Consider the following 24,068-nt stretch of genomic DNA (forward strand, 5'->3'; position numbering starts at 1 on the left):
TTTATTGAATGATGCCTCAACCTTTTCGCCCGACCTCTTATAATATGGGAGGCAGTATGGGCAGCGGATACCCAGGCTTGTCAGGCAGCGGCATGGGGATGCCTGGAGGGATGCCCGGCGGCATGCCCATGGGAAGCATGGGAGCGGTTCCTCCGCAAGTAACCAGCGGCAGCCCGATGGGACCTGCGGGAACCGTCTATCAAGCACCGCCCCAGCAGCAATTCGAACAATCCTATGTAGAAAATATTCTGCGTCTTAACCTCGGGAAGACCGGAACCTTTTACATGACATACGAAAACAACTCCCAATGGAACGCCAAAATCTTCACTGGCGTCATTGAGGCGGCCGGACGGGATCACATCATTATTTCCGATAGATCCACAGGCCAGCGTATCCTTCTCTTGACCCTCAATCTGGACTACATTACCTTTAACGAGCCGCTGATATACCAATATCCGGGTGTTATCGGAAATCCTGGGCAAGGACGATAAACTTTTAAGCCAAAGGTCATTCGTTATTTTGCAAAAAAAGCCGAAAAGGCCGTCTCTGTAGTCATAATCGACAGGGGACGGCTCTTTTGGCCTGCTAACCGGAGATTTGCTTAAAAATGCAGCGGGTCACAGTTATATTCAGTCATACCTTAACGTTTGACTGTGTAGTGTATAATTATATAATTAAGGATATGTACCAAAATAATACACTTGGATAGGAGATGGACCCATTGGGAAGTTGATGCTGCATCCTTCATACATGCATGTCATGGCTAACAACTTTACTATACGAAGGAGGTGTACCTATTTGCCGGGTAAATAATACGGTGAATAGGAAGAAGATTGGCTGACCCCTTACCGAGTTTGATGAATTTGATTTGGGTAGTGGTACTTGTAATACTGAATGGTTTTTTTGTTTCTGCGGAATTCGCTATGGTGAAAATTCGGAGCAGCCGTGTGGAAACCCTGGTAGATGAAGGACGCAAAGGCGCGGCATTCGCGCAAAAAATCGTCAATAACCTCGATGCCTATTTGTCTGCTTGCCAGCTGGGCATCACGCTTGCATCGCTCGGACTTGGATGGCTGGGAGAGCCTGCCGTTGCAAGTCTCGTTCGACCTCTGATACACGCCTTGGGCTTTGGAGAGGCTGCAGTACACGGTATTGCCATTGTCATTGCCTTTCTGTTGATTACTATCCTGCATATTGTGCTTGGAGAATTGGCGCCTAAATCGATGGCGATCCGCAAAGCGGAATCCGTTGTGTTGATGTCGGCAGCTCCAATGGTATATTTCAATAAGTTGATGTATCCTTTCATCTGGGTTCTTAACGGACTCGCCAACTCGCTGCTGCGCATGCTGCGCATCGCTCCTGCTTCGGAATCGGACTCTGCCCACTCGGAGGAAGAAATCCGCGTCCTCATGAAGGAGAGTAATAAAAACGGACTTATTGACAATACGGAGCTTGCGCTGGTAGACAACATTTTCGATTTTGCCGAAACAACAGGCCGCGAAATCATGATTCCCCGGACGGAAATGATATGCCTCAATACGCAAATGTCCCGGGAGGAAAATCTTGAAATCGCATATGAAGGCATGAGAACCCGTTATCCCGTTTGCGATGGGGATAAGGATCATATTATCGGATTTGTTCATATCAAAGATTTGCTGCGTTCCACTGCAACTGAATACAATAACTTGATTCGTCCAATCCTTGCTGTACCGGAATCCATTCAGATCAGTGCTTTGCTGAAGCTGATGCAGCGGAACAAGACCCAGATTGCCATTCTGATCGATGAATACGGTGGAACATCCGGGCTTGTGACGCTGGAAGACATTATGGAAGAAATCGTCGGTGAAATCCAGGATGAGTTCGATGAAGAACGTCCTGGCATTGAAAAGATTCGTGAGAATGAATATTCGATTGACGGATTGATGCTGATTGACGAAGTGAACGACCGTTTTGGGCTAGAGCTCGATTCGACGGACTACGACACCGTCGGTGGCTGGCTATATTCTCGTATCGAGGCCATTCCTCCGCAGAAGGGGCAATCGGCTGAGCTTGACGGTCATATTTTCATAGTGGAAGAAACGGATCATAAGCGCATATCAAGGATCAAGCTGCTGAAACCGGAATTCATGGTGGAAGAAGCGGGCGCGTAAAGTGTGATATATACAAAAGAGCACGATGCTTTCGCATCGTGCTCTTTTCGTGCGCTTGATTACAGGCTTGTTCATCTGCTATGATGGATGCTCCTTTTGCTCAAAGTATCATGAACGTAAAATAGTGGAATGCGTTAATGCGTTCACGTTATAATATATGCAAATCTCTTGGCAAGCTGGTAGAATGAAAAAAGCATGAGCAGCAATACATAACATAAGCATTACCGCGATAACTTCAGTTCGTAGCATTTTGGAGGGGAGGATCTGCCTTGTTTCAACAAATCGACATCAAGTTTGAACCCGTTCATGAGTTTATGAATAGCCTGCACTCATACATATGCCGAAAGTCTCACAAAAAAATCGATCTTGCGCCCTGTTGGGCGCAGGAGACACGGGAGAAACTAACGCCGGAATTTGCTCTAACGCTGGACGACATGCTCGTGAACGGTGATTGGAGCTTTGCGTATTTGATGGCTTTTCTCGTTCCGGAGGGACAATCCGTTGAGGGCTTCCTGTCCTGGTTCGGCCGTTTAAACGTGCATGAGCTGATCGAATTATTCGCCGCGAACGGCAATGAGTATCCCGAGGAAGACATCGAGGTGTTCCAGAAGCATACGTTATCCATGTTCGAGCAGTGGTATGAGCAATATTTCAAGCATGTAGATCCGGATATTCTTCAGGCGCTCGATCGCGAAAAGCAGGCGAGGCTGATACGCATGCAGGAGCTTCCCGCCGAAGAGTTCATCGACGAAACGACGAACGGGATGCTTTTTAAGCCGGTGGAAGGGATTACGGAGCTGCTTCTGGTTCCACAGTATCATTTTCAGCCGCTCAACATCGTGTCCCTGTATGGATCAAAGCTGATCTGCCATTACAATGCCCGGATCTATCTCGGGGACGAGGATTTGATTCCGACGCATGATTTGCGGACGCTTCGCAGTTTAGGCGAGAAAAACAGACTGAAAATTTTGCGCTTCTTGCATCATGGTCCCAAGACGTTTACCGAAATTGTGAACCATTTGAAGCTGTCCAAGGGCATCACCCATGATCATATTTCCAAGCTCCGCAGCGCCGGCGTGCTTTACGCCCATTTCGAAGGGGAGAACCTAACGGAATACAGCCTGCGCAAGCGGGCGCTCGTGCAAATGCAGGAACGCTTGATGCAATATATTGAAGAAGGGTGAGATCTAAAAACCTCCTTGTTTGCCAGTAGGCAACAGGGAGGTTTTTTGTTTTAACGGCTTATTTACATCGTCTTGACAAAAGTAGAAATTAAAAGAAAGTTAATAATTTCTGAAAACTTTTTAAGTTCTCTATTTACAGAACTACATCGGGTTCTTATAATAAACAATAACATCTTACGGCTCTAATTCATACTTATCGCATAAGAATGATGAGCATAAGGAAAATATTAGGAGGTTATCTATCATGAAAAAAGGCGTTTATTTATTAACATCGCTGATGATTGTCGGCTCTTTGCTTCTATCGGCATGCTCGGACTCTAAGGATGCTTCGCCAACGAGCAGCACGACGACGCAGGCTGAAGGAAGCACCAAGGAGAAAAGCACGGAAGCTGTTGCCGGGGAATCGGGCTTGAGTGAGCCTTACCAAGCAGCAGATATGTCGAAGCTTCCCGCGGTAGCCAAGCAGCGTACGGACACGATCATCGTGGGTCTGACCGATCCCAGCGGCGCGTTCACGCCTTATTTCACGCAAAGCGGATATGACGGGAACGTAAACTCGCTCCTGTTCAGTTCACTGGTAACCGTTGACGAGAAAGGCCTTCCCATTCCGGACCTGGCTGAAAAATGGGATGTATCCGACGATCAGCTGACTTATACATACCATCTTCGCAAAGATTTGAAATTCAGCGACGGCTCGCCGTTGACCGCCGATGATGTGGCCTTCACGTGGACGCTGCTCTTCGATAAAGCCTACGACGGGGATTCGATGGTTCCGACGCTTGCGGTCAAAGGTGCTCAGGCTTACAAGGAAGGCAAAGCGCAAAGCATCGAAGGCATTAAAATCATCGATCCGCTAACGATCTCGGTCACGCTGGAGAAGCCGAACGCGACTGCGCTTACGATGCTCGGAGACAAAGTGCTGTCCAAGGCTTACTATGGCAAGGATTACAAATTCGGGCAGCTGGATTATATTAAAAAGCTTCATGGAGCCCCTGTAGGCAACGGCCCCTACAAGCTGGAGAAATTCATCCCTGGGCAGGAAGTTCGCTTCGTAGCCAACGAGAACTATTACAAAGGCAAGCCGAAAACAGAGCATTTCATTTATAAAACATCCGAAGGCGATACCTGGCAGTATCTCGAGACGGGCGAGGTCGATTATGCATCCTTCAGCGCCACCACCGAGAACATCGATAAGCTGAAAAGCATGGGCTTCATCAACATCATTCCTTACACGCCAAGCACGTACGGTTACATTCAACTGAATCTGGAGCATGAGCCGATGAAGGATAAGAACGTCCGCCAGGCGCTGACTTACGGCTTGGACCGCCAAAGCATCTACGTGGATGCGAACCAGGGTGCCGGTGCTGTCGCGAACATTCCAGCCTCGCCCATCTCCTGGGCCTACACGGAGGAGGGCATCAACCCTTATAAATTCGATCCGGAAAAAGCCAAGCAGCTGCTGGATGAAGCCGGATGGAAAGCGGGAGCGGACGGGATCCGCGAAAAAGACGGCAAGCAGCTGAGCATTCATTACCTTGGCTCGAAAAGTAAGCAGACGGATATCTTTATTGCCGTGGCGAAAGAGAACTTCCAAGATATCGGCGTGAAATTCGAACCGGAGGTATTCGCGGACTTCAACTCGCTTGTTTCGAAAGTGGATAGTGGCGACTACGACTGGGTAAGCTTCTCCACGCCAATGCTTACCGATCCTTCCGATGGTCTGGTACAGTTCGTGGACGGCGAAATCAAGGCCTACGACAATCCGAAGCTGAAGGAGCTGTACGATAAAGGATTGGCGACAACCAATATCGAGGAGCGCAAGCAAGTGTACAAGGAAGCCTTCCAGCTGCTGAATGACGAGCTTCCAATCATTTTCACGAGCTACAAGAAAACCGTTTACGGCTACAATGGACGCATCGAAAACCTGGCTGTCAGCCCGTTCGTCGGCCTGGCTAACAGTCTTCCGGACTGGTCGCTGAAACCGGCGCAATAATCCTTTATTCAACCATTTCGTCCCTCGTCTCCGCGTCTTGCTCGCGATGCGGGGGACAATGCGATTAGGAGGCTATCGATGAGTGCTTATTTAACGAAACGGATCAGCTATATGCTCATTATTCTGCTGGCTGCGTCGCTGTTAATATTCAGCCTGTATGCGCTGACGCCGGGTGACTACATCAGCAGCAACATTAAGCTGAGCCCGGAACGGAAAGCTGAGCTGCGGGAAATTTACGGCCTGAACAAACCCTTGCTGGAACGTTACGGGATTTGGATGAAAAATGCGCTTCACGGGGACTTCGGATTTTCCCTGGCGCAGCAGAAGCCGGTCCTCACCTTGTTCAACGAATATATATGGAATTCATTTTTGCTCGCCATCGTTTCTACGTTTCTAACATGGCTGATCGCCGTCATCATCGGAGTGGTTTCGGCATACAAGCAGTATTCCTGGTTCGACACGCTGGTCATGGTGCTGATCTTTGCAGCGATGTCTTTGCCGTCGTTTTTTATCGGGCTGTTCCTGATCAAGATTTTCGCGGTCGACCTTAAATGGCTCCCGCCGGGAGGCATGCTGACGACGGGCAGCAACGCGACAGGCATGGATTACGTCAAGGAAGTCATTCGTCATATGACGCTGCCTGTGGTTGTTATGACGCTGCTCGGGATCGGATCGCTCACGCGGTACTTCCGCAGCAACATGATCGACGTCATCAAGCAGGACTATATCCGTACGGCCCGCGCCAAAGGGCTGAAGGAAAGCAAAGTGCTGTTCCGGCATGCTTTGCGCAATGCGCTTCTGCCTGCGATCACACTGGTGGGCTTTGAGCTTCCGGCACTCTTCGGAGGGTCGCTCATCATCGAGAAAATCTTCAACTGGCCGGGGATCGGCCAATTATACATGCAGTCCTTCGGTCTGCGTGATTACCCGCTGCTAATGGGATTCACGATGCTGCTCGCCGTACTGACGGTCATCGGCACGCTGATCTCCGACGTGCTGTATCACATCGCTGATCCGCGCGTGCGGCTGCACTAGAGAAGGGGGAGTCATTCATGTCATTAAGCAGCACGCCGCTGTCCGGGACGATCGGGACGAAACAGGCTCAAGCGAAATCTTCCTCCCTGTTCCGGCAGTCGATGCGCAGATTGATGCGGAACAAGCTCGCCGTTTCGGGCTTGGTCGTTGTCGTCATTATGGTTTTGGCCTGCTTCATCGGGCCGTTCTTCTCACCTTACACGGATAATAAAGTTCACATGGCCATGATGAACAAGGCGCCGAGTCTCAAGCACTGGCTAGGTACCGATGCGCTGGGCCGAGATGTACTGACAAGGGTACTCCAGGCTGGACGTATTTCTTTGACCGTGGGACTTGCCTCCATGGTTCTATCCGTTTTCATCGGTGCCTTGCTTGGTGCCATCGCGGGCTATTACCGCGGGTTCGTTGATCAAATCATTATGCGGATTGCCGATTTGCTGCTTACGATTCCGGGGCTTCCGCTGCTGTTTATATTCGGCGCGCTCTTGTCTGAATGGAAGGTACCGACGGAATATCGGATGTACATCGTTATGTTCATGCTCGGCTTTGTCAATTGGCCGGGTCTCGCACGTATGGTCAGGGGGCAGATGCTCAGCCTGCGGGAGCGCGAGTTCATGCAGGCAGCTGTCGTTCTCGGCCTGCGGGACCGCCGGAAGCTGTTTAACCATCTGCTGCCCAATATCGTTCCGCTGCTTATCGTCATTGCAACCTTGAATATCGGCGGTTCGATCCTAAGCGAATCGGTTCTCAGCTTTTTCGGTCTCGGCGTCATGCCGCCTACTCCGACTTGGGGGAACATGATCGATGCGGCGAATAATCTGATTGATTTTCAGGAGCGGCCATGGCTTTGGATTCCTCCGGGATTTTCCATCTTCGCCACGGTCATAGCCATTAATATTTTCGGTGACGGGCTCAGAGATGTTCTCGATCCGAAACAGAAGAGGTAGGTGGGAGATTCGATATGAAGGATTTAATGAAAATAGACCATCTCAGCACTTATTTCGTGAACGGAACGGATCAGGTCAAAGCGGTCGATGATGTAAGCTTGCGCGTGCGGGAAGGAGAGACCGTCTGCATCGTAGGGGAATCCGGCTGCGGCAAAAGCGTGACGGCCATGTCCATTATGGGTCTCGTGGAGGAACCTGGAGGTAAGATCGTCAATGGCGAGATCCATTTTGAAGGTCGAGATTTGCTACAGCTGAGCAAAAATGAACTGCGCACCCTACGCGGAAATGAAATCTCCATGATTTTTCAGGAGCCGATGTCTTCCTTGAATCCGGTACTCAAAATCGGACAGCAGATCATGGAGCCGCTGATCGTTCACCAGAAGCTGAGCAAGAAGGACGCGCGTAATCGGGCGATCGAGCTCATTGAGCAGGTAGGCATTTCCCGGGCCGCGCAAATTGCCGATTCTTATCCGCATGAGCTGAGTGGAGGGATGCTGCAGCGGATCATGATCGCCATTGCCATCTCAAGCAGCCCGAAGCTGCTGATCGCGGATGAGCCGACCACAGCGCTGGACGTGACGATTCAGGCACAAATACTGGATATGCTGCGCAAATTTAAAGAGCAGTCCAACATGTCCATCATGCTGATCACCCACGATCTTGGCGTCGTAGCCGAAATGGCGGATTACGTCATTGTCATGTATGCCGGCAAAATCGTGGAGGAGGGCGAGGTCGTGAAGCTCTTCCAAAATCCCAAGCACCCGTACACCCAGGGACTGCTCAAATCCAAGCCGGTGATCAATCAGCGGCAGGATGAGCTGTACTCCATCCCTGGGCAGGTGCCTAACCCGCTTGAGCTGACAGAATCCTGCTATTTCCATGACCGCTGCGAGCATTGCATGGACATTTGCAGAACGAAGCGGCCCGAGCTGAAAGAAGTGGCCGAGCAGCAAAAAACCGCCTGCTGGCTGTATGAGGAGGCGCTTGTGAATGCCTGAAGGATTGCTTGAAGTCAATCACCTGAAAAAATATTTTCCGATTCAAAAAGGCCTGCTGAACCGCACGGTAGGTCATGTCAAAGCGGTAGACGATATCAGTCTGTCCATTCAAAAGGGTGAAACCTTCGGGCTTGTCGGCGAATCCGGCAGCGGGAAAAGTACTGTCGGCAAGACGATTATCCGTCTAACGGAAAAGACCGAAGGTGAAGTGAAATTCAAAGGCGTGGATTTGTACAGTCTGTCGCCGCAGGAGCTTCGCAAGATCCGGCCAAGCATGCAGCTGATATTTCAAGATCCATACAGCTCGCTGAATCCGCGTGTTCGCGTAGGGGATGCGATCGGGGAAGCGCTCGTGGATCACGGACTGGTGCCTAAAGAAGAGATTCGTGACCGAGTTCTCGACGTTCTCCAATCTTGCGGCTTGTCATCGTATCATATCGACCGGTTCCCGCACGAATTCTCTGGCGGACAACGGCAGCGGATTGGCATTGCCCGTGCATTGATTCTGAATCCGGATCTGATCATCGCGGATGAGCCGGTGTCCGCTTTGGATGTCTCCATCCAGGCGCAGATCATTAACCTGTTCCGCAAGCTGCAGGAGACACGCGAACTGACGTATCTATTCATCTCCCATGACTTGAGCGTGGTCGAGCATTTGTGCACGCGGATCGGCGTCATGTACCTGGGATCGATGATGGAGACTGCCTCCCGGGACGAATTGTTCAAAAATCCGCTTCATCCCTATACGAAAGCGCTGCTGTCGGCGGTGCCGATTCCGATTCCCAAGCTGAAGCGGGAACGCATCGTGCTCAAAGGAGACATTCCGAGCCCTTCGAATCCACCCAGCGGGTGCAAGTTCCATACGCGCTGCCCGTTTGGTAGCCCGCTGCAAGGAAGAGGTTCCGGTGTTCCGTGATGCCGGGGGCGGACATTTTGTCGCCTGTCACCTGGCATAAAACGTATGAAGGCATGTTCCAAGAGCGGAACATGCCTTTTTCACGGTCTGTATTCTTCATCGAGAATATGTACAATTTGCACTTGGGGCCAAATACGGCTCCAATTTTTGCTGGACACGCGTTTTTCGTAGATCATCGCACGGTCATGGCTTTGAACATAGTAGGGGGTAGGCCTGACGACCATATCCACGTCATCCTGGATTCCATGGCAGGCCGTCAGAATGACGTTATCCTTATCATCAAGCGAAACGCCAAGCGCGGTCGCGGTTTCCGTGAAGTTGGCGATGGCATCCACAGACGAGCGAAAGGGGGGCATTTGGTTAATCAAATGCATGCGAGTTTCGTTTTTAACGGACCACGGCACTTCCGGCATCCAAGAGAACAGCTGGTTTTCGTATTCTTTTTCCACGGACTCGTCGCAGCAGTCCGGATTGAAATAGACGACATCGACGTCCGGCAGCGGTGTCCGCTCGGAATAGCCTTGGATATGATCCCAGATTTTTGATCTTACGAAGCCGGCGCATACCCACCAGTCCGGCAGTTGAAGCTTTTTCGCCGTGTGTAGGATGTCCATCATCCAGCGATCTTGCTCGATGAGGTGAATGATGTCTTGCTCACTACGAATCATGATAGATATCCCTCCAACATGAGTATGTGTTCATTATAATTCAGAAGACGCGGTGCTGGTCCGAAATTAATATCGAATAAATAAAAATATTTTTGATTTACGTCGTAACTTGTCCGAATTAAAAGCGTTATAAGTGTTGTAATGATAAATTCCAATATTACCCAATGAGGAAAGGTGAGAGTAATGAAGAAAACCAATTTTCGTAAACTTTTAGTCATGACCGCTGCTGTTTCCACGCTTAGCATGATGCTGGCAACCGGGGCAGGAGCCGAATCCTTCGCAGCCGACAATACTTCCACTTCTTCTGCAGCCTTAGAGCCCGGCGCTCTTACAGCAGCTCCACCTCAATTGTTTAGTCCGTTAAGCATCAGTGGGAACTACTTGTATTTGACAAATGGAAATTCGAACATCAGCGCCATTGGTAACGGGCAACTTCAAGTGAATGCAGATACAACAGCTAAAACAATCGTGGATAACATTAAAGCTTATGCGGTTGTTCAGCGTTACACTGGAACCAGCTGGGTCAATGTGAATGACACCACTTTTTCGAGAAACAATGCTGATTATGTTGTTGGCGATGCGATATTCACAGGTGTGAAAGGTTTCTACTACCGGGTAGCCTGCACGCATTCTATCACTAAAGGTGGCCTTTTTGAACAGAGCGTTGAGTATTCCGGGTATGTATTAGCATATTAATAAACGACATAAAAAAGCGGTAATCCCATGGGATTGCCGCTCTTTTTGTTTAGGGAGCCTGAGTTAATGACTGGCTGACGGATTTATAAACTTCGACCAATTCAGCTTTAGGGATATCACTCTCGATATTAATCATGATGTTTTGTTCGATACCTAACAGTTGGTTATGAAGACCCGGGCTATAATAAATATCGTCATTCCCCATCCTCATCACTTCTGTTTCTTTAGATAATGTTGAGAGGATGGACTGGAAGGTTTTCAACTTCATTAAATAGATCCACACCGTATGTTGCTCTGTATCTGTAAACTTAAATGTGACCTTGTCATATTTACTTCGATCTTCGGTCGGGGAAGAGACGGTGTAACTTTCAAAGTGATATTTATTTTGGAGTTCAGATAAATCAGGAACCGCAAAAGATAATTTTGCTTGTAAATCCCCTTGGTCAAGAGGCGTATTTACGCTATTATTAACTTCGCTCCATTCCTTACGCATATAATTATCGTCTTGGTTGCCCTGTTCATTGTAGTTAGCAGGTAATTCTGTTTTGGGTGTAACAACCTCAGAAGGAACTTCGCCGTTTCGAACGACGATACCAATCACCCCGTTACCCATGTCCACTACCGTTTTCACGATCGGAGAGACGGCCTTGGTAACGCCGGGAGGGCTGAATAGAATCGCACCGGCAACAAAGGATGCGGCAACAATGCCGCTGAGCTGCATACGACGTCTGCGCGTGCGCTTGCGGTTCACTTGTTCGAGCCGTGCTTGAACCTTTTTCCATGATGCTTGTTTGTTCTCTTCGGTCGTTAACGAGGATGAAGTAACAGCACGGTCAAAAGCGACGTCAAACCACTCTTCATATTTTTCGCTTTTCATCCTTAATCCCCCACTCTTTAAACAGCATTTTTTTGATACTTTCCCTGGCCCTGAATAGACGCTGTTTGACGACATCTTCACTCAGATCCAACATATTCGAGATTTCTTTGTAGGATAGACCCTGTTTCCAGCGATACTCGATCAGCACGCTGTATTCAGGCTTCAATTGCTGGAGATAATCCATGATAGATTCTTCAATCAGTTTGGTTTCTACTGTATTTTCTACCGATATCGGAGATTTGGAAATTTCCTCTTTATACATAAAAACACCTTCAACATCCAGTTGGTTACGGTAGTTTTTATTTTTTCGCAAATAATTAATGGTCGTATTTTTAGTTACGACTTTGAGCCAGGCGCGCAGTTTGCCTTCGTTTTCAAACACGGGTTTATTTTTGATTACTTTAATAAAGGATTCCTGGATAATATCTTCAGTGGCCGCGTGATCTTTAACGATATAGAGAATCATGCCATAGGCAAAATCATAGTATTCATAATATATTTCTTCTTGCAAATCTTCACTGATCTCTCTAAAGTCTGCCGTTGCCAGCAGCCGGATCATATTGGACATGATTTTCCCCCTTCCGAAAACCCTCGTCTTCCTGTCATTCGCATCCATTCCATTTTACAATATAATTGGAGGCTTAGCCTAATTTTTGGTATTAATTTTTTTGATCATAACTACCCGCATCAGACACGAATACCGGAGCATCGAAGAGGTAGCGTTTCAAATATATGTTTTTTTATTTGAAAAAAGTCATATTATCGACAAATACACGTCTTTTTGCCTGAAATGGAGCATTCGATATTTTACTTCTGCTTCATTCCGGCTTACGATTCAGCACAAGGGCAGATGAAGCAGGGGAGAGCATTGTGATGGACGGATATAAAAGAAAGACGCCGGAGCAAATTTTGGAGGATATCCGGAAACTGCATCGCGGCAATTTGAAGATCATTATCGGGGCGGTGAGCGGCAGCGGCAAGACGTACCATATGCTGCGCGAAGGGCAAATTTTACAAAGCCAGGGTATTGATGTCGTGATATGCGCGGTTTCAACGCTGCAGCGTCCGGAAACGGTCAAGCAGCTCGCCGATCTGGAGCGGGTTCCAAGCATCCATTGGATGGATCATGGCAAGGAGACCAAGGATCTCAACCTGGAAGGACTGCTTGCGCGTAATCCGGAAGTGGTCTTGGTAGACGGACTTGCGCATCGCAACCGTAAGGAAGCCCGATTTCCGAATCGGCTGAAGGATATTGAATTTCTGCTGGAACAAGGCATCAGCGTCATCACGACGCTTAATGTATATGAGCTTGAAGGCATCCATGACCTTGCCCGAAAATGGACGGGGATGGAAGCGAGGGAGACCGTACCGCTGGAAACACTGAGTTATGCCGATGAGGTCCGGCTGATCGATGTAACGCCGGAGACGCTGATCATGCGGTTGAAGGAAGGACATTTGGAGCAGAGCAAGGACACGGAGCTATTCACGCGCAAGGATTTGGCCGTCCTGCGAGAGCTGTCGCTGCGTCTGGTGGCCGACGATGTGAACACGACGCTGGAGAAGCACCGGGAAGAACAAGGGCTGCTAGGTGCCTCCGGTGCTTCCGAGCGCATTCTGGTATCGGCTCAGTATCATTGGAATGGTTCGATCTACATACGCAGGGGGCAGCAGATCGCCAAGCGGCTGAACGGCGACCTGCTGGTCGTCATTTTCATGCTGAAAAAAAGCAAGCTTACCAAAGAAGCATCTGCTTTCAAACGGTCGCTGCAGAAAATGGCGAAAAAAACGGATGCACAGATCGAGGAGCTGCCGCTCGGCTCAATCCGTCAGTTTGCAGCGGAGCTCATCCGCTATGCGGTGAACAAAAAAGTAACCCGAATCGTGCTCGGGCACTCGAAGAAGAGCCGACGGCAGGAATTTTGGCAGGGCTCGGTTACCGACGGGATCTTGAAGCGGGCCAAAGGCATCGATATTTTTTGGGTAGCCGACCGCACCGCCCAGGGCGGGCCCAGAATTTTGCCTACTCGGCGGCAGCAGGCCGAAAACGAGCTGTATCACAGGTTAAGCCGGGAGGAGATGGAGAAGCAGGTCGAGCGCATCAAAAGGGGAAGGTTCAAAATTTATATCGGCGCGGCTCCGGGAGTCGGAAAAACCTATACGATGCTCCGTGAAGGTAATGAGAGCCTGCGTAAAGGCATCGATGTGGTCATCGGATGGCTGGAGACGCATGGCCGCGCGGAGACGGCGTCCCAGGTAGGGGATCTCAGCATGATGCCGGCGCAGGAAATCCCTTACAAAGGGACGATTTTGAGGGAGATGGATACCGAGGCTATTTTGGCACGGAATCCGGAGCTGGTGCTCGTGGATGAGCTGCCTCACACGAATGTGCCGGGAAGCATCCACAAGAAAAGGTACGAGGATATTGTTTCTTTGCTGGAGCATGGCATATCCGTGATTACGACGGTTAACGTCCAGCATTTGGAGAGCTTGAACGACGCTGTGGAACAAATCACGGGCATCCGTGTCAGGGAAACGGTTCCCGACTATATTTTGTCCATGGCGGATGAAGTGGAGCTGATCGACGTGACGCCCCAGTCGCTGCAGCAGCGGATGAGGGACGGGAAGATCTATGCGGCGAGCAAAGTAGAGCAGGCGTTGAATTCCTTCTTCAAAACCGGCAATCTGATCGCGTTGAGGGAGTTGGCTTTGCGCGAAATCGCCGACGACGTGGACGAAAGACTGGAGGCTTGGGAAAGACAGTTTTCGCTTCGGGGGCCGTGGCGCAAGGAGGAAGCCATATATGTATGCATTCTGCCGGGCTCGAGCGGCGAGCGGCTGATCCGGCGCGGTTTCCGAATTGCTTACCGTCTCAAGGCTACCTGGTACGTCAACTATATTCATACGAATTCATCGCGAGAAGAAGATGAACCGGCGAAGATCGAGGCGTGCAGGAAGCTCACCGAAAGCTTTGGGGGATCATTTGAGACGACCTCGGTAAAGGCCTGGAAGGAGATCCCCACCTTGGTGATGGATAAGACAAACCGGGTTCAAGCGACGCAAATCATCGTGGGGCAGGCGGAATGCGGGCAAACGCGGCGGCGCAGAAAGGTGATCCGGGAATTGATCCGGCTGGCGCGTGATTTGGATGTCCTGCTGGTGTCGAATCCGGAAAGCATGAACTAATCGCCATATCGGAGCCGTGTTATTGTAGTAAGAACCAAAGGTGTTACCTATTCGTAAGGCTGTCTTCCGTGGTATATTATTACAAGCAGTGTATTTCCTATACCTGAAGAGGAGGCAATCATGGAGAAACAATATGCAGCATACAAAGGCGATTTTCATGGCGAACCTGCCATCTGGCTGAAGCATGGCCAATATGAGGCCGCAGTCCTGCCGGAACTGGGTGCGAACCTTATCCTGTTCCGTGATCTTGAGAACGGTTTCCGTTATTTGCGCGAGCCGGAGGCGAATGAGATGGAGGACTTTAAGGCCAATCCCGGCGTGTACGGCATTCCGGTGCTGTTTCCCCCCAACCGTTTCGACGGAGGCAAATTCGCCTGGGAGGGCAAGGTGTATGAGCTTCCGGTGAATGAAACGGATCGCGGCAATCATTTGCACGGCTATATGCATAAGCTGCCATGGAACGTCGATTACATAAAGGGCGACGAATACGAAAGCGTGGTCGTGCTTTCCCAGCAAGTCCGGGATGGCCATCTGTACAAGCAGTATTTCCCGTTCGAGTTCACGCTGACGCTTCGTTATACTCTGAATGCCGGGGGTTTGCAGCAGCAGGTTACCGTAACGAACGAGGGGAACGAGAATATGCCGAATTTGCTGGCCTTCCATACGGCAATCAATGCCCCGTTCGTACCGGGCAGCGAATCATCGGATTACACGTTCAAAGTGACCATCGGGGAGCGCCGCGAAATGACCGAGCGGATGCTGCCGACTGGCCGCTTCCAGCCGCTCAGCCGCGAAGAGGAAGATATGAAGGGCGTGGGCACGAGCCCTTACTTTGCATCCATGGATAACCATTACACGGCTGTTCCGCAAAACGGCCGCAACCGGATGGAGCTGACAGATCACCGTACGGGCGATGTATTCGTATATGATGTCGGTACGGAATATAAGCACTGGATGATCTGGAACAATGAAGCAGGAGGCAAATTTTTCTGTCCGGAGCCGCAAATCAACTTGGTTAACGCTCCGAATGTGACAGGAGAGTCTGCCGAAGAGATCGGGCTCATCGGGCTTGAGCCTGGTGAAAGATGGGAAGCGACAAGCTTCTTTTATGCCATGAAACGCCAGAAATCATAATCCTTGCTTCTAACTTCAAGCTTTCTGGAATCATAAAATAATAAAACCGCCTCATCATTCATCGATGGGGCGGTTTTTGCGCTTATTCGCTTAACTGAAAGCCACACCCGCGGCAGAAATGATCTCCCGGGGAAGCATGCTCGCCGCAGCGTGGGCAGAATGCCGCATTTCCGGCGTGAGGTGCATGGATGGCCGCAGGCTGCACGATAACGGTCTGGAACTGCTGGCCGCAGAAGGGGCAGTAGGAGGCGTCCGCAGGCAGCATTTTTCCGCAACCGCATTCCTTCAGATTTTGCAAATGCTGAATTTTACGGTTCAACTCCTCAATTTCCTGTTCGAGGCCGAGGATCGATTCACGGTATTTTTGAAACTCGGCGTTCGGAATAAAGCTGGACTCGGTTTCCAGCGAGCGGTACACGATGCGTCCAATTTCGGTATAGTTTTTTTCAATTTCCTTTTCTTTGGAAGACACCTGAAATTTAAGCGTCGTAGACTCCACGGTTTGCTGGGCTTTTTTGCCCGCGTCAGACACGCCCTGTTTGAGCTTGTTTAAAAAGTTGGACATGACGGTGGTTCTCCTCCTTCATCCGCTTCCGTATCCATCTTTAGATGAGCAAAAGCGGGTATGCCACGCTCTCCCGGCTTTCCTATGGATACCTCATGGTAGTAATAGTGTATGGCTTATCTTATGGCATTATAACCGAGTACATGGCAGAGGGAAATACCATGGACATTCCACTTGCAAAAAGAATCCGATACCGTGAAACATCAGTGACATACAAGATGTCACCAATAGCCTGTTATAATGAGAGTAAAGCTGAAGTGCAGGGGGGAGTCCGATGAAAAAGATGGACCGCTTGATGGCCATCGTAATGGCGCTTCAACAGGGCAGCCAGACAGCCTCCATGCTTGCGGAAAAGCTTGAGGTGTCGCGCCGCACGATCTTACGCGATATCCAGGCGCTGTCGGAGATTGGCGTGCCTTTGGCAGCCGCGAGCGGTCCGAACGGCGGCTATTCGCTCATGGAAGGCTTTCAGCTGCCGCCGCTGCAGCTGAGCCCGAGGGAGGCCTTATGCGTGTTGTTCGCGCTTCAGGGATTGACGGGTTATACGGATACGCCGTTTAACGTGGAGCGGTGGATGGTGATGGATAAAATCCGCAGCATCCTGCCGCAGGATACGGCCCGGCAAATTAATCCGCTGCTGGAACGCATGGAGGTGGAAGTTCCGAAACGGATCTATCGAATCCCGCATTTGGAACTGCTGCTCGAAATGGCTGCGAGCGGGAGCTGGATATCGGTCTTCTATCAATCGATGAATCATCGTAGGAGCCTCGTCGTCAAGCCTTTGAAAATATTTGCTGCGCATGGCTTTTGGTACTGCGATTGCTACTCGATGACGCACGGGGAGGAGCGAAGGCTGCGCGTGGACCGGATGCGTGACATAACCGAGATTCAGCCGCCCGCTGAGGAAGCGGTGCCCGAAGCAAACCGACCTGAAAGCCCCGTCATCCACATCCGGGCAAAACTGACCTATAAAGGCATGCTACGGGTGGAACGGGACGAGCACGTAGGCGAAAGGATGGAGCAGATCAACGACGAGTGCTGGCTCGCGGATTTCCATTTGCCGGGCAGCGAGTGGGAGTGGGCTGTCCAATTGTTTTATTCACTTGGCCTTGAGGCAGAAGTGTTGATGCCGGATGCGCTCCGGTCGGAAATCCGCCATCGGGCGAATCAGCTTCTTAGCCGCTATGAGCAAACTTTTGCAGAGGAGCCTAAACCATGAACCATTCATCGGATGAAACATTGATTCATCACTACGAGGAAGCCGTGGAGTACATAGAACGACTGGGTATCCTGCCGCTGGCTTCGATCATCCCGGAATATCCTTCGCTGGAAAGCATCACGCCAAAAGAAAGCTGGCACAGCGAAACGGTCCAGGATCCGTGGGGTTGGCGCGTACGATTCCCGCTTGAAGGGAAAGCGGCTTACGGCAAGTTCTTTAAGAAAAAAGCCATCCTGATCTCGGCTGAATGGTTCCCTTGGATGTATATCAGTCTTCGGCTCGGCGCAGACGCTGAGACATGTTATCGGGACGGCCTGCTGTCTCAAACGGCATGGCAGCTGTACCAACTCGTTGACATGGAGCCGGGCATCGATACCCGCGTACTGCGGAGCCGGGCGCAAATGAAAGCGAAGGAAGACAAAAAAGCGTTTGACCAGGCGGTCGTCGAGCTGCAGGAAGCGCTGCTGATCGTCATATCCGGCGTCACCATGCAGGTAGATGATAACGGGGAACAGAAAGGCTGGAGCAGCACGTCCTATGAGACAACGACGCATTGGATGAGGCAAAACGGCATTCGGGACGCAAGCTGCACGAAGGCGGAAGCCCGCGAGGAACTCCTCACACGCCTGCGGAAGCCGTGCAGCGACAAGGCATTCGCGTTTTTCAGCAAACTATTCCACACGTAAAGAGGTGTCCAGATGAAGCTATCCCATTCACAGTTCAGGAAAGCCAGGGATTTTATTTATGCCAACGGCAGGCTGCTGGAGCGCAAGCGGTTCGAATACCATTTTGCCGGCGGAAGTGCCCAGTCCGTGATAAGCGCGCTCCGTCCGTATCAAAATGCCGATGGAGGCTTTGGAAACGCGCTTGAGCCGGATATGCGCACGCCAGGCAGTCAACCCGTGGCGACAGAATATGCGCTCATGATCATGGACGAGGTTGAAGTCATGGACTCCGAGATCGTCAAGGGCATTCTACATTACCTTCATCATACGGCGAGGAATGACGGCGGCTTGCCTAGAGCGGCCATCGACGTCAACGACTATCCGCATGCTCCTTGGTGGAACACGGAAAGTGACCGTTTGGGATCGCTCAATCCAACGGGCAGAATCGTGGGGCTGTTGTATAAACATAACGAATGCTTCGATTTGAGAACCGATGCATGGTTTGCAAGCAGCACCGATTTCGTCTGGAATAGCATTCCGCAAGCCAATCCTGCGGACTACCATGATGTCATCCAGTGCATCTCGTTTTTGGAGCATGTTCCGGACCGAGCCAGAGCGGAACATGCGCTGCGGATGGTAGACGCGTGGCTGCAGCAGCCGGGTACGATCGAGCTGGATCCGGGGGCCGAAGGATATGTCCACAAGGTACTGGAGTGGGCTCCGGCCCCCGGCAGCTATGCGGGGAAATGGATCGCGGATGCGGACGTGCAGAGGCATTTGGACGAGTGGATCCGCCATCAGCAGGCGGACGGAGGCTGGACCATGAGCTTTCCGGCGCTCAGCCCGGGAAACGAAGCCGAATGGCGCAGCCTGATTACGCTGGATCGTCTTGTCACTTTGCAGGCGTATGGCCGTATGGAATCCTTTTAGATGGTCGGCATGACGTTACCGCCGGAAACCGGAATATACGCGCCAGTAATGAAGCTCGCCAGATCTGAAGCGAGGAAAAGCACGGTGTTGGCGATCTCCTGATCGGTCCCCCGGCGCTTCAGCGGCACATGCCGCGAATAGTCTTCCTGGATTTCACTGCTGCTCTCGCGGTCTCTTTCGCTGATCGTCCAGCCCGGAGCGACTTGATTCACGGTTATGCCATGCTCGCCGATTTCCTTGGCCAGCACGCGGTAGATACCGTCCATGCCCCTTTTACCGGCGGTGTACGCGGACTGCCCGGGGAAGTTCTGCATGGCGCATTCCGTATTGATGCCGATAAAACGTCCATGGCCGCGGGAAATCATTCCGGGGGCGAATACTTTCGCCAGATGAACGCTTTGCAGAACGCAGGATTCGAATTGGCTGCGATAATCCTCGAGCGGCTGCTCCAAAATGCTGGTCCATTCATACTGAATGACCGCATTGGCTACAACGATATCGATTTTGCCGAGTGCAGACAGGGCTTGGTCTCGCATGAGCTGGACCGACTGGAAATCGGTCACGTCCGCCTGTACGGTTACGCAAGCTCTGCCCAAGGCTTCAATTTCTGCCTTCAGCCCGGCTGCTTTTACTTCATTGCCATGATAATGGATCGCTACATCAGCGCCGGCCTGGGCCAGCGTGCGAGCCATCACTCGCCCCAATTGGCCGGTAGCACCGGTAATCAGCGCTGTTTTACCCGATAAATCGATAGGAATCATATGTACTCAGCTCCTCGGAGGATGAAATTGGTCTAATGGTATCACTGGCGTTTCCATAGCGTCAACAGAAACAAAAGCGAAAACCGAGCTATAGGCTCGGTTTTCGCCGTCCAATCATTCTATTCTCCAAACGTTCTCTTTAATTTAAGCCCAGTTGCCGTTGATGAAAATCGGTTCTTCCTTGCCGTCACGAGTGATGCCGGTAATGTTCATCTCCGGGGATCCCATCATGAAGTCGACATGCGTAATGCTGGCGTTCATGCCATGCGCAGCCAGTTCTTCTGCAGACATTGTTTTGCCGCCCTCCAGATTGAACGCATAAGAGCTGCCGATAGCCAGGTGGCAGGAGGCATTCTCGTCGAACAGCGTGGTCAGGAACAGAATGTTGCTCTGCGAAATCGGAGAGTGGAACGGTACGAGCGCTACCTCGCCCAGATAGTGGGAGCCTTCGTCCATGCCGATCAGGCGCGCCAGCGTATCCTGGCCTTCTTCAGCGTTAAAGTCCACGATGCGTCCGTTCTCGAAAGTCAGCCTGAAGCGGTCGATGATGTTGCCGCCGTAGCTGAGCGGCTTCGTGTTGCTGACATAGCCGCTCACACCTGTTTTGAGCGGTGCCGTAAACACTTCCTCGGTAGGGATATTGGCGACGAAGGTGGTTCCTTGCTCATTGACGCTGCCTGCCTGAGCCCAAATATGTCCTTCCGGAAGCTCGATGGTCAGATCGGTACCCGGAGCAACAAAATGCAGCTTATGGTATTTCTTGTTATTCAGCTCATCGGATTTCGATTGCAGAATTTCGATATGCTTCTGCCAAGCACCGATCGGATCTTCTTGATCCGCGCGCACGGCATGGAAAATGGCATCCCACAGCTTCGAAACCTGTTCTTCTTTCGGTACATCAGGAAATACCTTGGCGGCCCAATCCGGGGAAGGGAAGGCGACGCCCGTCCAGCTCATTTTATCGGACTGCTGATATTGGCGGTATTTAGCCATGGCTTGTCCGAAAGCACGCTGGTTGTTGGCAATTCGCTCTGGGCTGACGCCTTTGAGCAGGTCGGGATTCGCGGAAATCACGGTCAGGAAAGCGGCATTTTGTTCCGCAAGCTCCGTCCATTCCCGCGCCTGCGCGGTAGGAGGGATGTGGAAGGATTCCTCCGGTGCAAGATCATAGCGGAGGCGCGTCACGACTTCATCCGTATAGTTGACCTTAACCATGTTTGCGCCAGCCTCATAGGCTTTTTTCACGATCAGGCGTACAAGCTCCGCAGCATCGATGGCCGCGCTGACTACGAGCGTTTGGCCCGGCTGCACATTGGCACCGATTTTAACCGCGAGCTCTGCGTAATGATTCAATTTGTCCTGAAAAGTTAACATATAAATTCCTCCTGTGTGGCAAAGCCAGCGAATGTGAATGGTTTATTTTTCTATTGTAAATCAACCGGAGGTCAATTAGAACCCATACTTTTCCGGCAATTTCATATTCGGAAATAGAGCCTTTCCCGCTGCTGCAGGAAAGGCTCTAAAGGACTCCAAGGTTACATCTTATGCGGAAAAGAAATGACGAGCATTAATGGATTTTTGGAGTCAAAACTTAAAATGCCCAATTTCCTTTTTTAAATACAGGCTCTTCTTGTCCATCTGCCGTAACGCCGAAAATATCCATTTCGCCGGAGCCGATCATAAAGTCAACATGCGTTACGCTTGTATTGAGTCCATGCTCTGTTAGCTGCTCCTGAGTCATATCCTTGCCGCCCTCGAGACAGAAGGCGTACGCGCTTCCGATCGCCAGATGGTTAGAGGCATTTTCGTCGAACAGCGTATTGAAGTACAGAATGTTGGAATCGGAGATCGGCGATTGATGCGGAACCAGAGCAACTTCGCCAAGGTAGTGCGCGCCTTCATCCATTTCCACCAAATGCTCAAGCACTTTTTGGCCTTCTTCGGCTTTGACGCCTACGATGCGGCCGTTTTCAAAGGTGACGGTGAAACGGTCGATGATGTTGCCGCCGTAACTAAGTGGCTTCGTGCTGCTGACGTATCCGTTGACGCCTGTCTTGAGCGGTGCGGTGAACACTTCCTCGGTCGGCATGTTGGCCACGAAGCTGTGTCCGTTTTCGTTGAAGCTTTCGCCAGCAGCCCAGATATGACCTTCCGGCAGCTCGATCGTCAGATCCGTGCCAGGAGCTATGTAATGCAGCTTTTTGTATTTCTTGGCGTTCAGTACTTTGGATTTTTCATCCAGCGTCTCCAGATGCTTTTTCCAAGCCCCTACCGGGTCTTCCTGATCTACGCGCACGGTATGGAAAATGGCGTCCCAAAGCTTTTGCACGCGTTCTTCTTTTGGAGCGTCCGGGAATACTTTGTCCGCCCATTCGGGAGAAGGAACCGCGATCAGGCACCAGCTGAATTTATCGGCCTGCTGATAGGCGCGGTATTTCGTCATGGCTTGACCTCTGGCTTTTTGATTCGCAACGATCCGCTCTTGCTGGATGCCTTTCAACAGGTCCGGATTTTCTGCAAGCACATGCAGTACGGCGGCTCCTCTTTCGACAAGCTCGGTCATCTCGCCGGCATACCATTTCGGAGTCTCGGAGAAAACCTCGTCCGCCGCATGCTCATATTTCAAGCGGGTGATCGTTTCATCGTTCCAATTCACACGTACTTCACTCGCGCCGGCTTGATAAGCCTTTTCCGTGATCATGCGTACGAATGCGGCCGATTCAACCGGGGCATTAACGACAAGAATTTGTCCCTTTTGGACATTGGCGCCGACTCTGACGGCCAGGTCGGCATATTTGTTTAGATTTTCCTGGAAATCTGACATGGGTATAAAACCTCCAATATGTTTTGTCATGCTTCTGTAAAAACCGGGATTTAAGCAAATCCTCTGATCGTATTGTACTAAATCGGATGACATATTGAAAATATGTACGCTCTGGATGGAAAGAATACCGCTCATGGTATACTATATATACATTGAGACGCCAGTAAAGGAGATATGCATACATGGAATTCCAAATTATAAAAGCAGATATGAAGCAGGATGAGGACAAGCATTATCTCGGGCATGTCACCTTTACCCTGGAGGGACATAAATCCCAATATGAAATCACCCTGTTCAGCAAGAGGGGGAAAGAATGGGATTACAGTTTGAACTTTGCCGGAGAATCCGGGGTTGAGGAAGAATTCTTGAAGGCGGACGAGCTGCTTGAAGAAGATGACGATCTGTTCGATGCGCTGGTCGATGCCGCGCTGGATTCCATGAAATCATAATATCGAATCTGTATGCCAAGGAAAGGATGAACGAGCATGAACTACGATGATAATGTCGTCCGCCGCCTGAAGCGGCTTGAAGGGCAAGTCCGGGGCGTACTGAACATGATGGAAGAGGGCAAGAACTGCAAGGACGTGGTTGCCCAGCTGTCCGCGGTACGCAGTGCGACGGATAAGGCGATGGCCTATATCGTTGCAATGAATTTGGAGCAGTGCATTCTCGAGGAGCATGCCAAAGGAAATGATACCGGCAGCTTGGTGAAGGAAGCTGTCGAGCTTTTGATTAAAAGCCGTTAATACGGCGCTTAACGTTCTTCAAGGGCAGGGAGATGCGCCTTCCTGCCTTTGATATGCCCATGACAAGCGCACAGCGAAAGGAGAGAAAATATGTTCTTTTACTTATTATCACTCATCGTACTGCTGATGGATCAGGGCTCAAAATGGTGGGTACGCACTCATATGTCGGTAGGCGAACACTGGAAAGTCTTTGATCCCTATCTGCATTTTGAGTATTATCAAAACAGCGGCGCCGCGTTCAGTTCCTTTCAAGGGTATGGCAAGTGGTTCGCTTATTTGGCGATCGTCGTGGTGGGCGTCATTATGTATTACCGCAAAAAGGGCGCGATACGCGGATTCGTCCTGGATGCGGCCGCTGCTTTTCTGGCGGGAGGAGCTCTAGGCAATGCGATTGACCGGATTGTATTCGGCAAAGTGACCGATTTCATCGTTTGGGGCTCAGGCTCGGGCATTATGAATGTCGCGGATCTGGCGATCAATGCGGGTGTGCTGCTGCTGATCGTTGGCACGCTGCTGCGAAGCTGGAATGAGAGACGTTCCTACTCTTTTAAATGAAAAACCTCATGTCGATATAGGG

At 50.8% G+C, this 24,068-nt stretch carries 23 protein-coding genes and 1 pseudogene; 17 read left to right on the top strand and 7 right to left on the bottom strand.

What is annotated here, in order from left to right; genetic code table 11:
* The first annotated feature begins 8 nt into the window (after positions 1 to 8).
* The 8 genes and pseudogenes from gerQ to PCH05_RS12245 all read left to right on the top strand — a co-directional run bounded on the left by gerQ (position 9) and on the right by PCH05_RS12245 (position 9,263).
* Complete coding sequence (gerQ, locus tag PCH05_RS12210; protein WP_174806259.1) at positions 9 to 491, top strand: spore coat protein GerQ; 483 nt, start codon at positions 9 to 11, stop codon at positions 489 to 491.
* Between the two features lie 366 nt (positions 492 to 857).
* The gene (locus tag PCH05_RS12215) at positions 858 to 2,150 is read left to right on the top strand and encodes a hemolysin family protein (protein WP_127602672.1); all 1,293 of its coding nucleotides are present in this window, start codon (positions 858 to 860) and stop codon (positions 2,148 to 2,150) included.
* Positions 2,151 to 2,419: 269 nt separating this feature from the next.
* A complete protein-coding gene (locus PCH05_RS12220) occupies positions 2,420 to 3,334 on the top strand; it encodes an ArsR/SmtB family transcription factor (protein ID WP_246049510.1) in 915 nt (304 codons plus the stop codon).
* Positions 3,335 to 3,578: 244 nt separating this feature from the next.
* Positions 3,579 to 5,327, top strand: coding sequence for an ABC transporter substrate-binding protein (locus PCH05_RS12225; protein WP_127602673.1), 1,749 nt, complete (start codon positions 3,579 to 3,581; stop codon positions 5,325 to 5,327).
* A 78-nt stretch (positions 5,328 to 5,405) separates the two neighbouring features.
* Positions 5,406 to 6,362: an ABC transporter permease gene (locus PCH05_RS12230; RefSeq protein WP_127602674.1), complete on the top strand. Its 957-nt coding sequence runs from the start codon at positions 5,406 to 5,408 to the stop codon at positions 6,360 to 6,362.
* 17 nt (positions 6,363 to 6,379) lie between these two features.
* Positions 6,380 to 7,309: an oligopeptide ABC transporter permease gene (gene opp4C / locus PCH05_RS12235; protein ID WP_127602675.1), complete on the top strand. Its 930-nt coding sequence runs from the start codon at positions 6,380 to 6,382 to the stop codon at positions 7,307 to 7,309.
* A gap of 14 nt (positions 7,310 to 7,323) precedes the next feature.
* Entirely contained in the window at positions 7,324 to 8,307 is a 984-nt protein-coding gene (locus tag PCH05_RS12240; RefSeq protein ID WP_127602676.1) for an ABC transporter ATP-binding protein, read from the top strand.
* Positions 8,300 to 9,263, top strand: a pseudogene (locus tag PCH05_RS12245) (ABC transporter ATP-binding protein). The gene PCH05_RS12240 and the pseudogene PCH05_RS12245 overlap by 8 nt, the downstream one beginning before the upstream one ends.
* A gap of 40 nt (positions 9,264 to 9,303) precedes the next feature.
* On the opposite strand, the gene PCH05_RS12250 reads toward PCH05_RS12245, so the two are convergent.
* Positions 9,304 to 9,894: a nucleotidyltransferase family protein gene (locus PCH05_RS12250; RefSeq protein WP_174806263.1), complete on the bottom strand. Its 591-nt coding sequence runs from the start codon at positions 9,892 to 9,894 to the stop codon at positions 9,304 to 9,306.
* A 180-nt stretch (positions 9,895 to 10,074) separates the two neighbouring features.
* Here PCH05_RS12250 and PCH05_RS12255 point away from each other — a divergent pair, with 180 nt between their 5' ends.
* Positions 10,075 to 10,587, top strand: a complete 513-nt coding sequence (locus PCH05_RS12255; RefSeq protein WP_127602678.1) for a hypothetical protein — start codon at positions 10,075 to 10,077, stop codon at positions 10,585 to 10,587.
* Between the two features lie 49 nt (positions 10,588 to 10,636).
* Here PCH05_RS12255 and PCH05_RS12260 read toward each other — a convergent pair whose 3' ends face one another.
* On the bottom strand, positions 10,637 to 11,464 hold the full coding sequence (locus tag PCH05_RS12260) for a hypothetical protein (RefSeq protein ID WP_127602679.1): 828 nt from the start codon (positions 11,462 to 11,464) through the stop codon (positions 10,637 to 10,639).
* A complete protein-coding gene (locus PCH05_RS12265; protein ID WP_127602680.1) occupies positions 11,445 to 12,032 on the bottom strand; it encodes an RNA polymerase sigma factor in 588 nt (195 codons plus the stop codon). The genes PCH05_RS12260 and PCH05_RS12265 overlap by 20 nt, the downstream gene beginning before the upstream one ends.
* 305 nt (positions 12,033 to 12,337) lie before the next feature.
* Between PCH05_RS12265 and PCH05_RS12270 the strand changes: the two genes are divergently transcribed.
* A complete protein-coding gene (locus PCH05_RS12270) occupies positions 12,338 to 14,647 on the top strand; it encodes a histidine kinase (protein ID WP_127602681.1) in 2,310 nt (769 codons plus the stop codon).
* A 120-nt stretch (positions 14,648 to 14,767) separates the two neighbouring features.
* Entirely contained in the window at positions 14,768 to 15,781 is a 1,014-nt protein-coding gene (locus PCH05_RS12275) for an aldose 1-epimerase (protein ID WP_127602682.1), read from the top strand.
* Positions 15,782 to 15,863: 82 nt separating this feature from the next.
* On the opposite strand, the gene PCH05_RS12280 is transcribed toward PCH05_RS12275, so the two are convergent.
* Positions 15,864 to 16,346, bottom strand: coding sequence for a zinc ribbon domain-containing protein (locus PCH05_RS12280; RefSeq protein WP_127602683.1), 483 nt, complete (start codon positions 16,344 to 16,346; stop codon positions 15,864 to 15,866).
* A gap of 274 nt (positions 16,347 to 16,620) precedes the next feature.
* Here PCH05_RS12280 and PCH05_RS12285 point away from each other — a divergent pair, with 274 nt between their 5' ends.
* The 3 genes from PCH05_RS12285 to PCH05_RS12295 are packed head-to-tail and all read left to right on the top strand — an operon-like array spanning position 16,621 to position 19,160.
* Positions 16,621 to 17,565, top strand: coding sequence for a helix-turn-helix transcriptional regulator (locus PCH05_RS12285; protein ID WP_127602684.1), 945 nt, complete (start codon positions 16,621 to 16,623; stop codon positions 17,563 to 17,565).
* A complete protein-coding gene (locus tag PCH05_RS12290) occupies positions 17,562 to 18,251 on the top strand; it encodes an AlkZ-related protein (RefSeq protein ID WP_127602685.1) in 690 nt (229 codons plus the stop codon). Before PCH05_RS12285 ends, PCH05_RS12290 begins: the two co-directional genes overlap by 4 nt.
* Positions 18,252 to 18,263: 12 nt before the next feature.
* On the top strand, positions 18,264 to 19,160 hold the full coding sequence (locus tag PCH05_RS12295) for a hypothetical protein (RefSeq protein WP_127602686.1): 897 nt from the start codon (positions 18,264 to 18,266) through the stop codon (positions 19,158 to 19,160).
* Here the strand turns inward: PCH05_RS12295 and PCH05_RS12300 are convergent.
* From PCH05_RS12300 to PCH05_RS12310, 3 genes are all read right to left on the bottom strand, one after another.
* Entirely contained in the window at positions 19,157 to 19,918 is a 762-nt protein-coding gene (locus PCH05_RS12300; RefSeq protein ID WP_127602808.1) for an SDR family NAD(P)-dependent oxidoreductase, read from the bottom strand. The two genes, PCH05_RS12295 and PCH05_RS12300, sit on opposite strands and share 4 nt — an antisense overlap.
* Positions 19,919 to 20,065: 147 nt before the next feature.
* Positions 20,066 to 21,295, bottom strand: coding sequence for an aminopeptidase (locus PCH05_RS12305; protein WP_127602687.1), 1,230 nt, complete (start codon positions 21,293 to 21,295; stop codon positions 20,066 to 20,068).
* Between the two features lie 217 nt (positions 21,296 to 21,512).
* Positions 21,513 to 22,745, bottom strand: coding sequence for an aminopeptidase (locus PCH05_RS12310; protein WP_127602688.1), 1,233 nt, complete (start codon positions 22,743 to 22,745; stop codon positions 21,513 to 21,515).
* Between the two features lie 182 nt (positions 22,746 to 22,927).
* Here PCH05_RS12310 and PCH05_RS12315 point away from each other — a divergent pair, with 182 nt between their 5' ends.
* The 3 genes from PCH05_RS12315 to lspA all read left to right on the top strand — a co-directional run bounded on the left by PCH05_RS12315 (position 22,928) and on the right by lspA (position 24,046).
* Positions 22,928 to 23,194: a hypothetical protein gene (locus PCH05_RS12315; RefSeq protein ID WP_127602689.1), complete on the top strand. Its 267-nt coding sequence runs from the start codon at positions 22,928 to 22,930 to the stop codon at positions 23,192 to 23,194.
* A 36-nt stretch (positions 23,195 to 23,230) separates the two neighbouring features.
* Complete coding sequence (locus PCH05_RS12320; RefSeq protein WP_127602690.1) at positions 23,231 to 23,491, top strand: metal-sensitive transcriptional regulator; 261 nt, start codon at positions 23,231 to 23,233, stop codon at positions 23,489 to 23,491.
* A 90-nt stretch (positions 23,492 to 23,581) separates the two neighbouring features.
* Positions 23,582 to 24,046: a signal peptidase II gene (gene lspA, locus PCH05_RS12325; RefSeq protein WP_127602691.1), complete on the top strand. Its 465-nt coding sequence runs from the start codon at positions 23,582 to 23,584 to the stop codon at positions 24,044 to 24,046.
* Positions 24,047 to 24,068: the final 22 nt, after the last annotated feature.

This window comes from Paenibacillus chibensis, from assembly GCF_004001045.1.
In the GTDB taxonomy this organism is placed as follows: Bacteria; Bacillota; Bacilli; order Paenibacillales; family Paenibacillaceae; genus Paenibacillus_AQ; species Paenibacillus_AQ chibensis.

Bases quoted from the DNA above. Each gene is read 5' to 3' on its own strand.
- gerQ (WP_174806259.1), top strand. From the start codon at position 9: ATGATGCCTCAACCTTTTCGCCCGACCTCTTATAATATGGGAGGCAGT.
- PCH05_RS12215 (WP_127602672.1), top strand. From the start codon at position 858: ATGAATTTGATTTGGGTAGTGGTACTTGTAATACTGAATGGTTTTTTT.
- PCH05_RS12225 (WP_127602673.1), top strand. From the start codon at position 3,579: ATGAAAAAAGGCGTTTATTTATTAACATCGCTGATGATTGTCGGCTCT.
- PCH05_RS12230 (WP_127602674.1), top strand. From the start codon at position 5,406: ATGAGTGCTTATTTAACGAAACGGATCAGCTATATGCTCATTATTCTG.
- opp4C (WP_127602675.1), top strand. From the start codon at position 6,380: ATGTCATTAAGCAGCACGCCGCTGTCCGGGACGATCGGGACGAAACAG.
- PCH05_RS12240 (WP_127602676.1), top strand. From the start codon at position 7,324: ATGAAGGATTTAATGAAAATAGACCATCTCAGCACTTATTTCGTGAAC.
- PCH05_RS12255 (WP_127602678.1), top strand. From the start codon at position 10,075: ATGAAGAAAACCAATTTTCGTAAACTTTTAGTCATGACCGCTGCTGTT.
- PCH05_RS12260 (WP_127602679.1), bottom strand. From the start codon at position 11,464: ATGAAAAGCGAAAAATATGAAGAGTGGTTTGACGTCGCTTTTGACCGT.
- PCH05_RS12265 (WP_127602680.1), bottom strand. From the start codon at position 12,032: ATGTCCAATATGATCCGGCTGCTGGCAACGGCAGACTTTAGAGAGATC.
- PCH05_RS12270 (WP_127602681.1), top strand. From the start codon at position 12,338: ATGGACGGATATAAAAGAAAGACGCCGGAGCAAATTTTGGAGGATATC.
- PCH05_RS12275 (WP_127602682.1), top strand. From the start codon at position 14,768: ATGGAGAAACAATATGCAGCATACAAAGGCGATTTTCATGGCGAACCT.
- PCH05_RS12280 (WP_127602683.1), bottom strand. From the start codon at position 16,346: ATGTCCAACTTTTTAAACAAGCTCAAACAGGGCGTGTCTGACGCGGGC.
- PCH05_RS12285 (WP_127602684.1), top strand. From the start codon at position 16,621: ATGAAAAAGATGGACCGCTTGATGGCCATCGTAATGGCGCTTCAACAG.
- PCH05_RS12290 (WP_127602685.1), top strand. From the start codon at position 17,562: ATGAACCATTCATCGGATGAAACATTGATTCATCACTACGAGGAAGCC.
- PCH05_RS12295 (WP_127602686.1), top strand. From the start codon at position 18,264: ATGAAGCTATCCCATTCACAGTTCAGGAAAGCCAGGGATTTTATTTAT.
- PCH05_RS12305 (WP_127602687.1), bottom strand. From the start codon at position 21,295: ATGTTAACTTTTCAGGACAAATTGAATCATTACGCAGAGCTCGCGGTT.
- PCH05_RS12310 (WP_127602688.1), bottom strand. From the start codon at position 22,745: ATGTCAGATTTCCAGGAAAATCTAAACAAATATGCCGACCTGGCCGTC.
- PCH05_RS12315 (WP_127602689.1), top strand. From the start codon at position 22,928: ATGGAATTCCAAATTATAAAAGCAGATATGAAGCAGGATGAGGACAAG.
- PCH05_RS12320 (WP_127602690.1), top strand. From the start codon at position 23,231: ATGAACTACGATGATAATGTCGTCCGCCGCCTGAAGCGGCTTGAAGGG.
- lspA (WP_127602691.1), top strand. From the start codon at position 23,582: ATGTTCTTTTACTTATTATCACTCATCGTACTGCTGATGGATCAGGGC.